At 73.7% G+C, this 14,403-nt stretch carries 14 protein-coding genes; 8 read left to right on the top strand and 6 right to left on the bottom strand.

From position 1 onward, the window contains the following. Positions 1-10: 10 nt before the first annotated feature. The 3 genes from ACLQ20_RS12760 to ACLQ20_RS12770 all read left to right on the top strand — a co-directional run bounded on the left by ACLQ20_RS12760 (position 11) and on the right by ACLQ20_RS12770 (position 4,082). On the top strand, positions 11-652 hold the full coding sequence (locus ACLQ20_RS12760) for a hypothetical protein (RefSeq protein ID WP_151455149.1): 642 nt from the start codon (positions 11-13) through the stop codon (positions 650-652). Positions 653-897: 245 nt separating this feature from the next. Then, positions 898-2,175: a protein kinase domain-containing protein gene (locus ACLQ20_RS12765; protein ID WP_425855616.1), complete on the top strand. Its 1,278-nt coding sequence runs from the start codon at positions 898-900 to the stop codon at positions 2,173-2,175. Between the two features lie 149 nt (positions 2,176-2,324). Next, the gene (locus ACLQ20_RS12770) at positions 2,325-4,082 is read left to right on the top strand and encodes an extracellular solute-binding protein (RefSeq protein WP_425855617.1); all 1,758 of its coding nucleotides are present in this window, start codon (positions 2,325-2,327) and stop codon (positions 4,080-4,082) included. A gap of 35 nt (positions 4,083-4,117) precedes the next feature. Here the strand turns inward: ACLQ20_RS12770 and gdhA are convergent, their stop codons facing one another. Continuing rightward, positions 4,118-5,455, bottom strand: a complete 1,338-nt coding sequence (gene gdhA / locus ACLQ20_RS12775) for an NADP-specific glutamate dehydrogenase (RefSeq protein WP_132234528.1) — start codon at positions 5,453-5,455, stop codon at positions 4,118-4,120. 112 nt (positions 5,456-5,567) lie between these two features. Here gdhA and ACLQ20_RS12780 point away from each other — a divergent pair, with 112 nt between their 5' ends. Continuing rightward, positions 5,568-5,888 carry a MazG-like family protein gene (locus tag ACLQ20_RS12780; protein ID WP_151455153.1) on the top strand — a complete coding sequence of 107 codons (321 nt, stop codon included), beginning with the start codon at positions 5,568-5,570 and terminating at the stop codon, positions 5,886-5,888. A 149-nt stretch (positions 5,889-6,037) separates the two neighbouring features. Here the strand turns inward: ACLQ20_RS12780 and ACLQ20_RS12785 are convergent, their stop codons facing one another. Then, positions 6,038-7,057 (bottom strand): NAD(P)/FAD-dependent oxidoreductase, encoded by a 1,020-nt coding sequence (locus ACLQ20_RS12785; protein WP_151455154.1) that lies wholly within the window; start codon positions 7,055-7,057, stop codon positions 6,038-6,040. Between the two features lie 80 nt (positions 7,058-7,137). Between ACLQ20_RS12785 and ACLQ20_RS12790 the strand changes: the two genes are divergently transcribed. From ACLQ20_RS12790 to ACLQ20_RS12800, 3 genes are all read left to right on the top strand, one after another. Then, the gene (locus tag ACLQ20_RS12790; protein ID WP_327028583.1) at positions 7,138-7,731 is read left to right on the top strand and encodes a helix-turn-helix domain-containing protein; all 594 of its coding nucleotides are present in this window, start codon (positions 7,138-7,140) and stop codon (positions 7,729-7,731) included. A gap of 154 nt (positions 7,732-7,885) precedes the next feature. Continuing rightward, entirely contained in the window at positions 7,886-8,305 is a 420-nt protein-coding gene (locus ACLQ20_RS12795; protein WP_358122679.1) for a protein-tyrosine phosphatase family protein, read from the top strand. Between the two features lie 322 nt (positions 8,306-8,627). Then, a complete protein-coding gene (locus tag ACLQ20_RS12800) occupies positions 8,628-8,876 on the top strand; it encodes a hypothetical protein (RefSeq protein WP_151455819.1) in 249 nt (82 codons plus the stop codon). A gap of 166 nt (positions 8,877-9,042) precedes the next feature. Here the strand turns inward: ACLQ20_RS12800 and ACLQ20_RS12805 are convergent, their stop codons facing one another. Then, a complete protein-coding gene (locus ACLQ20_RS12805; protein WP_151455818.1) occupies positions 9,043-11,316 on the bottom strand; it encodes an ATP-binding cassette domain-containing protein in 2,274 nt (757 codons plus the stop codon). Positions 11,317-11,493: 177 nt separating this feature from the next. On the opposite strand from ACLQ20_RS12805, the gene ACLQ20_RS12810 reads away from it, so the two are divergent. After that, positions 11,494-12,234 carry a MerR family transcriptional regulator gene (locus ACLQ20_RS12810; RefSeq protein ID WP_225852326.1) on the top strand — a complete coding sequence of 247 codons (741 nt, stop codon included), beginning with the start codon at positions 11,494-11,496 and terminating at the stop codon, positions 12,232-12,234. Between the two features lies 1 nt (position 12,235). Here the strand turns inward: ACLQ20_RS12810 and ACLQ20_RS12815 are convergent, their stop codons facing one another. The 3 genes from ACLQ20_RS12815 to ACLQ20_RS12825 form a co-directional block, all read right to left on the bottom strand. After that, positions 12,236-12,964: a class I SAM-dependent methyltransferase gene (locus ACLQ20_RS12815; protein WP_425855621.1), complete on the bottom strand. Its 729-nt coding sequence runs from the start codon at positions 12,962-12,964 to the stop codon at positions 12,236-12,238. A 177-nt stretch (positions 12,965-13,141) separates the two neighbouring features. Continuing rightward, the gene (locus ACLQ20_RS12820) at positions 13,142-13,882 is read right to left on the bottom strand and encodes a YwiC-like family protein (protein WP_425855623.1); all 741 of its coding nucleotides are present in this window, start codon (positions 13,880-13,882) and stop codon (positions 13,142-13,144) included. 44 nt (positions 13,883-13,926) lie between these two features. Continuing rightward, the gene (locus ACLQ20_RS12825; RefSeq protein WP_151455816.1) at positions 13,927-14,259 is read right to left on the bottom strand and encodes a cupin domain-containing protein; all 333 of its coding nucleotides are present in this window, start codon (positions 14,257-14,259) and stop codon (positions 13,927-13,929) included. Positions 14,260-14,403 lie beyond the last annotated feature (144 nt).

Genomic DNA, 14,403 nt, shown 5'->3' on the forward strand with positions numbered 1-14,403 from the left:
GGAACCAATCATGCGGCTATCCCGCATCATCATGGCGCTCACGGTCGGTCTGGCCGTGCTGGCCGTGCCGACCGCAGCGGGGGCGGCGCAGCCGCAGCCGACGCCGGGCACCGGAACGCCACAACCACCGATCTACCCGCCGGGCGGCACCCCGACGCTCGCCGTGACCCCGCCGACCGTCGTGGTCGGCCAGACCGCCACCCTGATCGGCAGGGGCTGGGGGCCGGGCGAGACGGTGATCATCACCGTCAGCACGTCCCCGCTCGCCGCCGCCGTGCCGGGCGCCGACCAGGCGCGCCGCAGCGACGGCGAGATCGTCGCGATGGTGCCGGTCTCGTTCCAGCAGGCGCCCCAGCCGAACCCCAGGACCCTGGAGGTCACGGCTGACGACGACGGCTACTTCCGCACCACCTACACGCCGCGTCACCACGGCACGTACACCTTCCGGGCCGAGGGCCAGACGTACCACCGGGTGGCGACCGCGACGCTGACCGTGCTCAAGAAGCACACGCCGCCGCTGCCCGTCACGGGCGACAGCCTGAGCACCCCGATGAAGTTCGGCGGCGGCCTCGTCGGCGCCGGCGCGGTGCTTCTGCTGCTGTCGCTGGTCTGGCGCAAGCGCCACCGCTTCGGCATGGGAGCCGCGCGCTGACGGTGAAGCTCCCCCCGGGCAGTGCCCGGACACCGCGAAAACGGCTGGTGCCCGTCGGAGACATCCGACGGGCGCCAGCTCGTCCCGTACCGTCTCGCCGCGCCGGCCCGCCCGATTCGCCGCGGCCCGCCCCCGGCGAGGTCGGCCGGCCGTCCGGGCACCCTCGGCCGCCAGGCGGGGACATGGCACCATGACCGTGTCCTCCGCCGTCGGGTGGCCGGGGACACGACAGCGATGGAGTCGGGATGACAGGACTGGCCGGCGCGCCGGTGCCGGGGCTGGTGCCACTGTGGACGCACGACCCGGTGACCGCCGGCCCCTACCGGCTGCTCGGTCGGCTGGGCGCGGGCGGCCAGGGCGTGGTCTACCTCGGCGAGGACGACCAGGGCCACCAGGTGGCCGTCAAGATGATCAACATCGACCTGAGCGACCTGCGGGCGCGGTCGCAGTTCATGAAGGAGATCGCCGCGGCGCGCCGCGTCGTGCCGTTCTGCACCGCGCAGGTGCTCTTCGCCGAGATCGACGGCGAACGCCCCTACGTGGTCAGCGAGTTCATCGAGGGCCCGACCCTCTACCGGCACGTCCGCGAGCAGGGCCCGGTCGCCGGCAACGCGCTGCACCGGCTCGCCGTCGGTACGGCCACCGCGCTCGCCGCGATCCACCGCTCCGACATCGTGCACTGCGACCTGAAGCCCGACAACGTGGTGCTCGGCCGGGACGGCCCCCGGGTGATCGACTTCGGCATCGCCCGCGCGCTGGGCGTCACCGAGACGGTGACCAGCCGGGTGATGGGGACCACCGCGTACATGGCCCCGGAGCGGTTCCGTAACGACTCGGTCGGGCCACCGTGCGACGTCTTCGCCTGGGCCGCCACCATCGCCTTCGCCGCCGGGGGCCGGCCACCGTTCGGCAACGACTCGCTCTTCGCGGTGATGCACCGGGTGCTCAACGAGCCGCCCGACCTGCCCGCGCTGCCACCGGGCCTCGACGAGCTGATCCGGCAGTGCCTGGCCAAGGACCCGGCGCAGCGGCCGGAGGCCGAGCAGGTGCTGATGCGGCTGCTCGGGCAGGACGTCCGGGACGCGGGCCCGCTGCGCCGGGATACCGTGCTCCAACTGGGCAACGAGACCGCGGGCGCGCCGACGCCGAACCAGCCGTTGCCGTTGCCCCGTACCGCGTCGGATCCGCCGCCGGCCCAGCCGGAACCGACGGCGTCGACCCGAGTCGGTACGGCGTCGGCGGCCCGGCCGGAACCGGTGCGACATCAGCAGAGCCCGGCCGCGGCTTCCGTGCCCGCCGACCAGGCGGAAGGCGGCTGGGGGCGGCGGCTCCGCCGGGAGTCGACCGACGCCTGGGGCATCTCGACCGCGATCTTCCTCGGCTCGGTCGGCGCCGCGGCCGGCTACGTCGCGTCGAGCGCGGTGGACGGGGCCGCGGCCGCCGGGGCGACCACCTTCGTCGTGGTCTACGCGGTACGGCTGCTGGTCGCGACGGCCCTCGGCGGCCGCTCCGATCGCCACTGACCGAGGGTGCGCAGGTGGGTGGGGGTGAGCGTCCCGGACGGCCGGGTCGGACACCGCCGGTGGCACCGCACCGATAGGTTGACTGCCACCAGTTGACCGCCGAGGAGGACGTCGCCATGGCCCCAGCCCCGTCGCGTGCACGACAGTGGTTGCCGTACACCGCAGCCGTAACCGCCGGGCTGCTGGTCATCGGCGGGGCGTTCCTGCTCGTGCGGCAGCGGGACGCGGGCAGCGACCGGTCCCGGGCCGACTGCGCCGTCCGCCTGGACGTCAACGCCTCGACCGAGAAGGCGGCGCTGCTGGTCGAGTTGGCCGCGCGGTACAACGACAGCGACCGGACGCTCGACGGCGGCGGCTGCGCCCAGGTGCACGTCAGCGCCCTGAACTCGGGCAAGGCCACCGAGGCGCTCGCCGTCGGCTGGAGCGGCACCGGCCTGCCGGAGCCGCAGGTCTGGTTGCCGACGTCGAGCCTGTGGACCGGCCAGCTGCGGCTGCTCGACGAGGCCGCCGGGCGGGCGCCGCAGACGCCGGACCGGTACCCGTCGATCGCCAACAGCCCGCTGGTCATCGCGATGCCGCAGCCCAAGGGCGAGCTGGTACGCGGGCGCGGGCCGCTGGGCTGGGGGGAGATCCTCGGCCTCTCCGGGCGGCAGGGCTGGGCGGGCTTCGGCAGGCCGGAGTGGGGCCGCTTCACCTTCGGCAAGGACAACCCGAACCTCTCCACCTCGGGTCTGGCGGCGACCATCGCCACCTACTACGCCGCCGCGAACCGCTCCAGCGACCTGACCAAGTCGGACCTGTCGGACCCGAAGGTGACCCGGTTCGTCCGGCAGATCGAGGCCAACGTGTCGCACTACAGCGACGACTCGGTGGAGCTGCTCCGCGACCTCGCCGAGGCCGACCTGACCGGTACGGGCGCCGGCACGGGCGACATGAGCGCCATCGTCATGCAGGAGGAGCTGGTCCACCTCTACAACGAGGGCGGGCTGAGCCCGCGGCAGGAGGGCCAGGAGCGGGGCCCCCGGCCGAAGGTCCCGCTGGTGGCCGTACACCCGAAGGAGGGCACCTTCAACCTGGACCACCCGTTCGTGGTGCTCCCCTCCGCCGACGAACGGCAGCGCGCGGCGGCGGACGACTTTCTGAAGTTCCTGACCGCGGACCTCCAGCAGAAGAGCTTCGCCCGCCTCGGTTTCCGGGACCACGAACGCCAGGCCTCGGCGGAGCTGCTCGCCAGCGTCGGCGCCGAGCCCGACGGCGGGCTGTCCTACTTCGATCCGCCGAACCCGGAGGTGGTCGAGGCGATGCTGGACGGCTGGGGCACGCTGCGCAAGAAGGCCAACATCCTGATCGCGCTGGACACCTCCGGGTCGATGGAGAAACGGGTCGGGAACAGCACCCGCTTCCAGGTCGCCTCGGCGGCGGCGGAGAAGGGGCTCGCGCTGCTCAACTCCGAGGACCGGGTCGGGCTCTGGTCGTTCTCCTCGGAGACCAAGAAGCGGCCCGAAGGCCCGTACCGGGAGGAGGTCCGGCTCGGCGACTTCGACCAGAAGCGGATCAACGACCGGATCGCCGGCCTGCACGTCGCGGGCGACACCGCCCTCTACGCGACGGTCCGGGCCGCCCACCGGCAGCTGGTCGACCGGTACGACCCGGACCGGATCAACGCCGTCGTCGTGCTGACCGACGGCAAGAACGAGTACGCCCGGGACAACGACCTGAACCGGCTGCTCGCCGACGTCGCCCTGGACCCGCGGCGCCCGGTGAAGGTCTTCTGCATCGCCTTCGACGGGGATTCGGACTTCGCCACGCTGGACCGGATCGCCAAGGCGTCGTCGGGCAAGGCGTTCGACGCCACGGATCCTGCCATGATCGACGAGGCGTTCGTGAAGCTGGTCAGCAGCTTCTGAGCCGCCGGCGCTGTCGCGACTGACCGGTCGCCCCGTCAGATCAGGCCGTGGGCCAGCATCGCCTCCGCCACCCGGCGGAACCCGTCGATGTTGGCCCCGGCCACGTAGTCCCCGGGCAGCCCGTACTCCTCGGCCGTGCTCCAGCAGCGGTCGTGGATGTTCCGCATGATGTCGCGCAGCCGCTGCTCCGACTCGGCGAACGTCCACGAGTCCCGGCTGGCGTTCTGCTGCATCTCCAGCGCGCTGACCGCCACCCCGCCGGCGTTGGCCGCCTTGCCCGGCGCGAAGCGCACCCCGGCCCGGCCGAGGATGCGTACCGCCTCCGGCGTGGTGGGCATGTTCGCGCCCTCCACCACCGCGACGCAGCCGCCGGCCACGAGCGCCGCGGCCTCCGCGCCGCCGATCTCGTTCTGCGTCGCGCACGGCAGCGCCAGCTCGCAGGGCACCTCCCAGACGGTACGGCCGGAGACCGCCACCGCGTGCGGCACGTGCCGCGCGTAGTCGTCGAGCCGGGCCCGGCGCTGCTCCTTCAGCTCCCGCAGCAGCTCCAGGTCGATGCCCTTGTCGTCGAGGACGTAGCCGGACGAGTCGGAGCAGGCGACCACCCGCCCGCCGAGCTGGTGCACCTTCTCGATCGCGTAGATCGCCACGTTGCCGGAGCCGGAGACCACCACCCGCTTGCCGTCCAGGCTGTCGCCGGTCTGCCGCAGCATCTCGTCGGCGAAGAAGACCGCCCCGTAGCCGGTCGCCTCCCGGCGCACCTGCGCGCCCCCGTACGCCAGGCCCTTGCCGGTGAGCACCCCGGACTCGTACCGGTTGGTGATCCGCTTGTACTGGCCGAACAGGTAGCCGATCTCCCGGCCGCCGACGCCGATGTCCCCGGCCGGCACGTCGGTGTCCGCGCCGATGTGCCGGTACAGCTCGGTCATGAAGCTCTGACAGAACCGCATCACCTCCCGGTCCGAGCGGCCCTTCGGGTCGAAGTCCGCGCCGCCCTTGCCGCCACCGATCGACAGCCCGGTCAACGCGTTCTTGAAGATCTGCTCGAAGCCCAGGAACTTCACGATCCCGAGGTAGACCGACGGGTGGAAGCGCAGCCCGCCCTTGTACGGGCCGAGGGCGCTGTTGAACTCCACCCGGAAGCCCCGGTTGACCTGGATCCGACCGCGGTCGTCCTCCCACGGCACCCGGAAGATGACCTGCCGCTCCGGTTCGCAGATCCGCTCGATGATCCGCGCCTCGGCGTACTCGGGGTGTCTGGCCAGCGCCGGGCCGATGCTCTCCAGCACCTCGCGTACCGCTTGGTGGAACTCCGGCTCGCCCGGATTGCGGGCGACCACGCTGGTGAACACCGTCTCCACGGTCTCCGGCATACGACACGTCCCTTCGCTTGCGCTGCTAGTCCCTGTTGCTATCACCCGGACCCGGTTACCCGCCAACCGTCCCGCGATACGGACCGTGACCTCCGTCCGGTTCACTGGTCGCGTGGACGAGTCGATCTGGGACGCGGTCCGGGCCTCGCGCGGCTGGTTGGACGCCGCCAACGGCACCGGACAGACCGAAATGACCTGCCGGATCCTCAAGCTGACCGAGGAGGCGGGGGAGGCGGCGAGCGCCTGGATCGGTCTGCTCGGTCAGAACCCGCGCAAGGGTGTCACGCACAGTCGCGAGGACGTGGCGGCGGAACTGGCGGACGCGGCGTTCACCGCGCTGGTCGCCATCGAGAGCCTCGGGCTGGACTCCCGCCTCGTGCTCGACGCGTGCGCCAGGAAGGCCCGCGCCCGCGTCGGTCCGCCTCCCACCTGAGCCGTCTCCCACCTGAGCCGCCGCCCGCTCAGGCCGCTTCCCGGGCTGGGCTGCCGCGCCCGCGTCGGGCCGCCTTACGGCTGGGTCGCCGTGCACCGCCAGGGCCGCCGCGCTTCCGGCGGGACCGCCCACCGATGCCTGTTGGGACGTCAGAGGCCGTGGCGACGGTCGCCCACCACCTGCTCGCAGAGTGCCGCCTCCGACTTGGCGGAGAACGGGGCGCGGTGGGCGGCGACGGCCCGCCGGGTCTCCTCGGCGACGAGATCGGCGTTGATCTGGGCCGCGACGACCACGCCGGCCGCCGCGGCGGCACCGACCTGGGCCGCCGGATCGGTGACGTTGCCGGCGACCCACACCCCGGGCACGTCGGTGCGGCCCGTCGCGTCGGAGGGGACGTGCTCGCCGACGCCCGCCGGGTGTGCCGCGGGTCGCAGTCCGAGCGCCGCGAGGAAGCCGGCGCGCGCCACCATCCGCGACGAGACGGCCAGGGCCTCCCGGCGCACGAGAGTGCCGTCGCCCAGCCGTACGCCCACGAGGCGGTCCTCCACGACCTCCAGGGACGCGACCTCGCCGCCCACCACGCCGATGCCGCGGGCCGCCAGTTGCTCCGCCTGCTCGTCGGTGAGCGGCGGCATGGTGTGCTGGAAGTACGTGACGTCGGCGCTCAACTGTCGGAACAGCAGCGCCTGGTGCACCGAGAACGGCCCGCTGGCCAGCACGCCGATGGCCCGGTCGCGGACCTCCCAGCCGTGGCAGTACGGGCAGTGCAGGACGTCCCTGCCCCAGCGCTCCCGCAGCCCCGGGACGTCCGGCAGCTCGTCCACCAGCCCGGTGGCCACCAGCAGCCGGCGCGCACGCACCGTCCGGCCGTCGCCCAGCGTGACCGTGAACCCGTCGTCGTCGCGGTTCGTGGCGGCGACCTCGCCGGTGACCACCCGGCCGCCGTAGCCGCGTACCTCCGCCCGGCCGCGTTCCAGCAGCTCGGCCGGCCGGATCCCCTCCCGGGCCAGCAGCCCGTGCACGCCCTCGGCCGGGGCGTTGCGCGGCGTGCCCGAGTCGAGCACCACCACCGACCGTCGCACCCGGGCCAACGTCAGCGCCCCGCTCAACCCCGCGGCGCCACCTCCGATCACCACCACGTCGTAGCTGCCATCCAACTGATCGGTCACCGTGACCACCTCCCGCGACCACGATGCGACCGCCGCCGCCATGGTGGCAAATGTTGTTGCCAAGATGGCAAGATGGCAGCATGGACGACGACCTGGACCAGGCGCTCGGCGCGGTCGGTCCCCGGCTGCGCGCGCTGCGCCGGCAGCGGGAGACCACCCTGGCCGACCTGTCGGTGGCGACCGGCATCTCGGTTAGCACGCTCTCCCGGCTGGAGTCCGGTTCCCGCCGGCCCACTCTCGAACTGCTCCTCCCGCTGGCCAGGGCGCACGGCGTCACACTCGACGAACTCGTCGACGCCCCGTCCACCGGCGACCCGCGCGTCCACCTGCGCCCGGTCACCCGCCACGGGATGACCATGCTGCCCCTGACCCGCCGGCCCGGCGGCATCCAGGCGTACAAGCTGGTGATCCCGGGCGGCGGTCGCAGGGCGGAGCCCGATCCGCAGACCCACGAGGGCTACGAGTGGCTCTACGTCCTCAACGGTCGGCTGCGGGTCGTCCTCGGCGACCAGGACCTCGTGCTCACGCCGGGGGAGGCGGCGGAGTTCGACACCCGCGTACCGCACTGGTTCGGGTCGGCCGACGCCGAGCCGGTCGAGTTCCTCAGCCTCTTCGGCAGGCAGGGCGAACGCGCCCACCTCCGCGCCCGCCCAAAAACCCCACCCCCACCCTGACCCACCCACGCGCCCCCTCCTCCCGCCATCCGCCGTTGATCATGAAGTTGTTGCCGCTTTTGGAGATCGAATCGGTCGATAACTTCATGATCAACAGCGGGATGGGGGGCGAGGCGGGGCGGCGGGGGAGGGGGGTGGACGTGAGGATGGGGGGATGAGTGACGTACGGGTGTGGGGCGAGCAGGTGGGGGTCGTCGTACTGCCGAGTGGGACGCGGGTACGGGGGCGACGGATCGCCGACGCGGCGTCGCCCGCCGACTTCGCCCTGCTGCTGGCCCCCGGGCCGGTGCCCGCCTGGCCGCACCGGCGGATCCGGTGGCCCGACTTCTGGGTGCCGGTCGACCGGGCGGACGCGGTCGACGCGCTGACCGAGGCGCTGCGCCGTGCCCACGGCGGCGAACGCGTCGAGGTGGCCTGCCGGGGCGGCACCGGGCGTACGGGCACCGCGCTGGCGGCGCTGGCGATCCTCGACGGGCTGCCGCCCGAGCAGGCGGTGGACTGGGTGCGCGCCACCTACCGCCCGCGGGCCGTGGAGACGCCCTGGCAGCGTCGCTGGCTGCGCCGCCTCACCTGACGCACCGCGCGCCCTGCCCCGAGCCGCGCGCCCGGCCGGCATCGCACCGCGCCCGAGCCGCGCACCCTGCGTCGAGCCGCGCATCCTGCGCCGAGCCGCGCACCCTGCGCCGAGCCGCGCACCCTGCGTCGAGCCGCGCACCTGGCCGGCATCGCGCCGCGCCCGAGCCGGGCACCGCACCGGGGGCACCGCAGCGGCGACTACCTTCGACGGGGCAGTCGGGCGCGGCGGGCTGTGGTGCTTGTCATCGGACGTGTTTGTGCAGCTCACGAGGGGTATGAGTGGCGCCGCACCCCGATTTCCGAGGCAGGTACCAGGCACCATGGCTCCATCCCGCATCCCCGTCCGCCACCACGGCGCCCACCGGGCGCCGGCCCGCCCGGCGTCGGTGACCGCCCGCACCGTGGCGTCGCTGGCCGTTCTCGTCGTACTCGCCACACTCTTCCTCGACGCCCTGCTGATCATCGTCGGGCTGCTCACTCCGGTCGCGGCGTCGGTGTCGCCGTTACGGCGTTGGGCGCGCCGGCTGGCGGCGCCGTCCGCCCGGGCGGTCCCCGTGTCGGGACGCTGACCGCCCGGCGGGCGCCCCCGGGCACCGCCCCTGGCCAGGCAACCGGGGGATGCGGACCCGGGCGGCCGAGGGCGATGCGATCCGGGCCGGAGAGCGATGCGATCCGGGGCCGGGCGTGACCGGCCCGGTGCGGCGTCAGAAGGGTCGCCCTCGTCCGGCCAAGGGCTCAGCGGCCCACGTACTCGCGCAGGTGACGGGCGGTCAGCGTGTCGGCGTGGGCGACCAGGTCGGCCGGCGTACCGGTGAAGACGATCCGGCCGCCGTCGTGTCCCGCCCCCGGACCGAGGTCGATCAGCCAGTCGGCGTGCGCCATGACCGCCTGATGGTGCTCGATGACGACGACGGTGTTGCCGGCGTCGACCAGCCGGTCCAGCAGGGCGAGCAGTTGGTCCACGTCGGCCAGGTGCAGGCCGGTGGTCGGCTCGTCCAGGACGTACGTGCTCCCGCTGTCGGCCATGCGGATGGCCAGCTTGAGCCGCTGCCGCTCGCCCCCGGAGAGCGTGTTGAGCGGCTGGCCGAGGGTGAGGTAGCCGAGCCCGACGTCGACCAGCCGGTCGAGGATCGCCCGGGCGGGCCCGCCGGGGAAGAAGTCGCGGGCCTCCGTGGCCGGCATCGCGAGCACCTCGCTGATGTTCTTCCCGCGCAGGCGGTAGGTGAGCACCTCGTCGGTGAAGCGCCGCCCCTCGCACCGCTCGCAGACCGAGGCGACGCCGGCCATCATCGCCAGGTCGGTGTAGACCAGGCCGATGCCCTTGCAGGTGGGGCAGGCGCCTTCGGAGTTGGCGCTGAACAGCGCGGCCTTGACCCCGTTGGCCTTGGCGAAGGCGGCGCGGATCGGGTCCAGCAGGCCGGTGTAGGTGGCCGGGTTGCTGCGCCGGGAACCCCGGATCGGCGACTGGTCGACGACCACCACGCCGTCGCGGCGGTGCAGCGAGCCGTGGATCAGTGAGCTCTTGCCGGAGCCGGCCACCCCGGTCACCACGGTCAGCACCCCGAGCGGGATGTCGACGTCGACGTCGCGCAGGTTGTGCAGGTCGGCGTTGCGGATCGACAGCTGGCCGGACGGCCGGCGTACGTGCTCGCGCAGGCGTACCCGGTGGTCGAGGTGCCGGCCGGTGAGGGTGTCGGAGCGGCGCAGGCCGGCGACGTCGCCGGTGAAGCAGATCCGGCCGCCGGCCGTGCCGGCCCCGGGCCCGAGGTCGACCACGTGGTCGGCGATGGCGATCGTCTCGGGCTTGTGCTCGACGACCAGCACCGTGTTGCCCTTGTCGCGCAGGCGCAGCAGCAGGTCGTTCATCCGCGCGATGTCGTGCGGGTGCAGGCCGACCGTCGGCTCGTCGAAGACGTACGTGACGTCGGAGAGGCTGGAGCCGAGGTGCCGGACCATCTTCACCCGCTGCGCCTCGCCGCCGGAGAGGGTGGCGGACTCGCGGTCCAGGCTCAGGTAGCCCAGGCCGATCTCGACCAGCGAGTCGAGCAGGTCGCGCAGGTTGCCGGTCAGCGGGGCGACCGACGGGTCGTCGATGGCGCGGACGAACCCGGCCAGGTCGCTGATCTGCATCGCCGAGCACTCGGCGATGTTGCGCCCGTCGATCCGGGACGAGAGTGCCGCCGCGTTGAGCCGGGCCCCGCCGCAGTCGGCGCAGGTGGTGAAGGTGACCGCCCGGTCGACGAACGCGCGGATGTGCGCCTGCATCGACTCGCGGTCCTTGGCCAGGTAGAGCCGGCGGACCTTGACCACCAGGCCCTCGTACGTCCAGTTGTTGCTGCCCACCTTGATCTTCGTGGACGGCTTGTGGAGGAAGTCCTGCCACTGCTGCGGCGTGTAGTCCTGGAGCTTCGTGTCGGGGTCGAACAGCCCGGAGTGGACGATGGTCTGCCAGTACCACGAGTCGACGGCGAAGTTGGGCACCTTGATCGCGCCGTCGTTGAGCGAGCGCTCCACGTCGACGAGTTCGTCGACGTCGAGGTCGGAGACCCGCCCGAGGCCCTCACACGCCGGGCACATGCCCTCGGCGAGGTTGAAGCTGAACGCGCCGGCCCCGCCCACGTGCGGGGTGCCGAGCCGGCTGAAGACGATGCGCAGCATCGCGTACGCGTCGGTGGCGGTGCCGACGGTGGAGCGCGAGTTGGCGCCCATCCGCTCCTGGTCGACGACGATGGCCGCGCTGAGGTTGCGCAGCGAGTCGACGTCGGGGCGGCTCACGTTCGGCATGAACGACTGGAGGAAGGCGCTGTAGGTCTCGTTGATCAGGCGCTGCGACTCGGCGGCGATGGTCCCGAAGACCAGGGACGACTTCCCGGAGCCGGAGACCCCGGTGAAGACGGTCAGCCGGCGCTTGGGGATGTCCACCGAGACGGAGGCGAGGTTGTTCTCCCGGGCGCCGCGCACCTCGATCATGTCGTGACTGTCGGCGGCGGACCGTGCTGGCTGCTGCATGCGAACCCTTCGCGAGATCGTGGGCGGGGTCCCGCCCGGGGTACATCTACGGGGGCCAGGCCGCCTTCAATCGTCTCATTCAACCTCCCGTGGAGGGTTTCATCTCCTGCTGCGGCACCAACGGCCCGGAGTGGGCGGGAAAGTCTCAAACCACGTGTAGACCGGTAGGGTGGCCCGGTGGTGGATGCGGGACGACGGGCCGGACGGTGGCGGGGGGCGGAGGTCGCGGCGACCGCGGGCATCTCCGTCCAGCAGGTGCGCAACTACGTCGACCTCGGCGTGCTGCCGCCGGTCGAACGCACCCCCGCCGGCTACCGCGTCTTCACCGTCGACCACGTGCGGGCGCTGGCGGTGGTCCGGCGGATGGCCGAGGGGCACGGCTGGGCGCGTACCCGGGAGGTCATGGTCGCGGTGCACCGGGGCGACCTGGCGGCGGCGCTGGCGGCGCTCGACGCCGGCCACGCCGAGCTGGACCGGGAGCGGGCCGACATCCGGCGGGTGCTCGGCGCGTTCGAGACCGTGGTGACCAGCCCGGCCGCCGTCCTGCCGGCGCCCCGGCGCGGGGCCCGCATCGGCGAGGTCGCCGACCTGGTCGGCGTCCGCACCTCGCAGCTACGGCTGTGGGAGCAGCGCGGCCTGCTCCGGCCGGTCCGCGAGCGCGGCACCGGTTACCGGGTGTACGACGCGGCCGAGCTGCGCGCCGCGCAGGTCGTGGCGCTGCTGCGCCGGGGCGCGTACCCGTTCGACATCGTCGCGGCCGTGCTCGGCGAGATGCGTACCACCGGCAGTGCCCAGCGGGTCCACGCGGAGCTGGCCAAGCGGGAGCAGGAACTGCACCGGCGCAGCCTGCGGCGGCTGCACGCCTCGGCCGCGCTGTACGACTACCTGCGCCACCGCGACCCGGCGCTGCCCGGGTGACTCAGCGCAGCACCAGCAGGTCGAGGTGGTCGACGACCGGGCCCGTCGCCGTGGCGGCCGCGGCCCGGAGCCGGGCCAGCCCCGCGGCGTACTCCTCGTCGGTGATCAACTGGAGCGGGGTGTGGGCCCGGCGGTCGAGGCCTGCGGCGCACTCGGCCAGCGACGCCGCCGTGATCTGCGCGACGGGCTCGACGGTGCTGACGGTGAACCCGGCCGTGGCGAACGCGGAGCGCACCCGCGCCAGGTCCGGATAGGTCTCGAGGACGCGGACCGCCTCCGGGAACCAGCGGAACAGCGCGATCCGCTGGTGCCGGCCGGGAAACGGCGAGCGGATCAGCACGGGCGCGCCCGGGCGGAGCACCCGGCGCAGCTCCCGCGCCGCCGCGTCGAGGTCGGGGATGTGGTGCACCATCGTGGACAGCCACGCGCCGTCCGCCACGGAGTCGCGCAGCGGCAGCGCGACCGCGTCGCCGGCGAGCAGCGGTCGGTGGCTGGCGCGGGAGCGCATCGCCCCGGCGGGCTCCACCCCCACCACCCGGGCGCCGAACCACTCGGTGAAGGCGGCGGCCCAGGCGCCGGTGCCGGCCCCGAGGTCGAGCAGCGTGGTGCCGGCACGCGGCCGAAGGTGTTGCTGCACCGCGTGCCGCCACCGGTCCAGGCCGCTGCGCGGCAGCTCCCGGGTCGCGGCGAAGGCCGCTGAGTCGGCGTCGTCGTAGGAGATCAGAGCCACGGCCATCACCTCGCCACCGTCGCCGGGCGGTCCGGTCGAACGTTCCCCGGTTCTAGTCGGTGAGCGCTGCCGGAGGCAACGGCTTGTGAGCCAACCGACGCGGTGCGTCCCGCCCTCTGGGAGCCCTCCCGTCGACGCGGGCCGACGTGGCCCGGCAGCGCCCCGCCCCCGCCGGGGTCAGAGCGCCACCGCCGCCAGCACCAGCAGGGCGCACGCCGTCTCGACCAGCCCCACCCGCATCGGCGCGACCCGACGCCCGGCGAGCAGCACCGCCCGGGCCAGCAGCACCGCGAAGACCACGGCGACCGGCACCGGCGCCCAGAGCGCGGCGGCGACCGCGACGACGGCGTGGTACGTCCACGACACCCACCGGTACCGGACGCTGTCCCGCTCCCGGATCATCGTCTTGACGTGCACGACGGTGCCGACCAGATAGCCCAGTGCCACGACCGTCACCCCGGCCACGCTGGTCCACGGCGCCTCGGCGACCGTGGCGACGGCGAGACCGAGCAGGCCGCACTGCGCCACGAAGGCGAGGTCGTTGACGAACGCCCGGTCGCGGCGCCGGCGCGCGTAACCGGCGTTGACGGCCGCGAGGGCCACGAAGATCGGGGCGTAGGCGAGCGTCGCGGGCCGGGCGACCAGCACCGGCGTGCCGAGCGCGACGGTGGCGAGCCCGTACCCGACGAGGTGCGGGCGCACCCGGCGGATCCGCCCGGTCTTGACCGCCTGCAACCCGAAGTAGGACAGCGGGTATCCGGCGAGCGCGGCCCCGAGCAGGGGAAGGTGCAGCGGATGCGGGCCGGTGACGGTCAGCGCCGCCAGGAAGGGCAGCAGCAGCATCGCCCACGCGCCGTGCTGCGGCGGCACCCAGCCCGGTGACCGGCCCCGGCCCGGAGCGTGGCCGGGGGCGCCCACGGTGAGGCTCCCGGCCGGGCGGTGACGACGGGCCGGGACGGTGCTCACGGCCGGGGCGTCACGGTGAGCAGGACGGCGGCGTCCGTGACGGCGTGCAGCGCGTGCCGCAGCGGCGGAATGACCACGAGGTCGCCGGCGTCGCCCTCCCAGGACTCGTCCCCGGCCACCAGGCGCACCCGCCCCACGAGCACCTGTAGCGTCGCCTCGCCCGGGCTGTCGTGCTCGTCGAGGGAGCGACCGCCGCGCAGGGCGAGCAGGGTCTGCCGCAGGCGGCGGTCCCGGCCCGCGTGCAGGGAACGTGCGCTGCGTCCGCTGTCGGCCTCCCGCGCGGCGGCGAGCTGCTCGTCGGCGAGGTGGGTCAGCGAGAGGGCTTCCATGGTCGTCCCTTCGTCGGTGTCGGGCGGCCCGCGGGGCGGGGACGCCGCCCGGCACGTAAACCGGAAGATCGGCTACCGCTTTCAGTCTCCAGCTTCCGTTCCGGCCGGGCCCCGCGGCAGGGCCGATGGTCCCGGAACCGGTGA

Origin of the sequence: Micromonospora sp. DT46, from assembly GCF_049841735.1 — a bacterium.
Lineage (GTDB): Bacteria > Actinomycetota > Actinomycetes > Mycobacteriales > Micromonosporaceae > Micromonospora > Micromonospora reichwaldensis.

Excerpts from the sequence above, each read along its gene's own strand:
- ACLQ20_RS12795 (WP_358122679.1), top strand. The coding sequence starts at position 7,886 with ATGAGTGACGTACGGGTGTGGGGCGAGCAGGTGGGGGTCGTCGTACTG.
- ACLQ20_RS12800 (WP_151455819.1), top strand. The coding sequence starts at position 8,628 with ATGGCTCCATCCCGCATCCCCGTCCGCCACCACGGCGCCCACCGGGCG.
- gdhA (WP_132234528.1), bottom strand. The coding sequence starts at position 5,455 with ATGCCGGAGACCGTGGAGACGGTGTTCACCAGCGTGGTCGCCCGCAAT.
- ACLQ20_RS12760 (WP_151455149.1), top strand. The coding sequence starts at position 11 with ATGCGGCTATCCCGCATCATCATGGCGCTCACGGTCGGTCTGGCCGTG.
- ACLQ20_RS12805 (WP_151455818.1), bottom strand. The coding sequence starts at position 11,316 with ATGCAGCAGCCAGCACGGTCCGCCGCCGACAGTCACGACATGATCGAG.
- ACLQ20_RS12765 (WP_425855616.1), top strand. The coding sequence starts at position 898 with ATGACAGGACTGGCCGGCGCGCCGGTGCCGGGGCTGGTGCCACTGTGG.
- ACLQ20_RS12825 (WP_151455816.1), bottom strand. The coding sequence starts at position 14,259 with ATGGAAGCCCTCTCGCTGACCCACCTCGCCGACGAGCAGCTCGCCGCC.
- ACLQ20_RS12790 (WP_327028583.1), top strand. The coding sequence starts at position 7,138 with ATGGACGACGACCTGGACCAGGCGCTCGGCGCGGTCGGTCCCCGGCTG.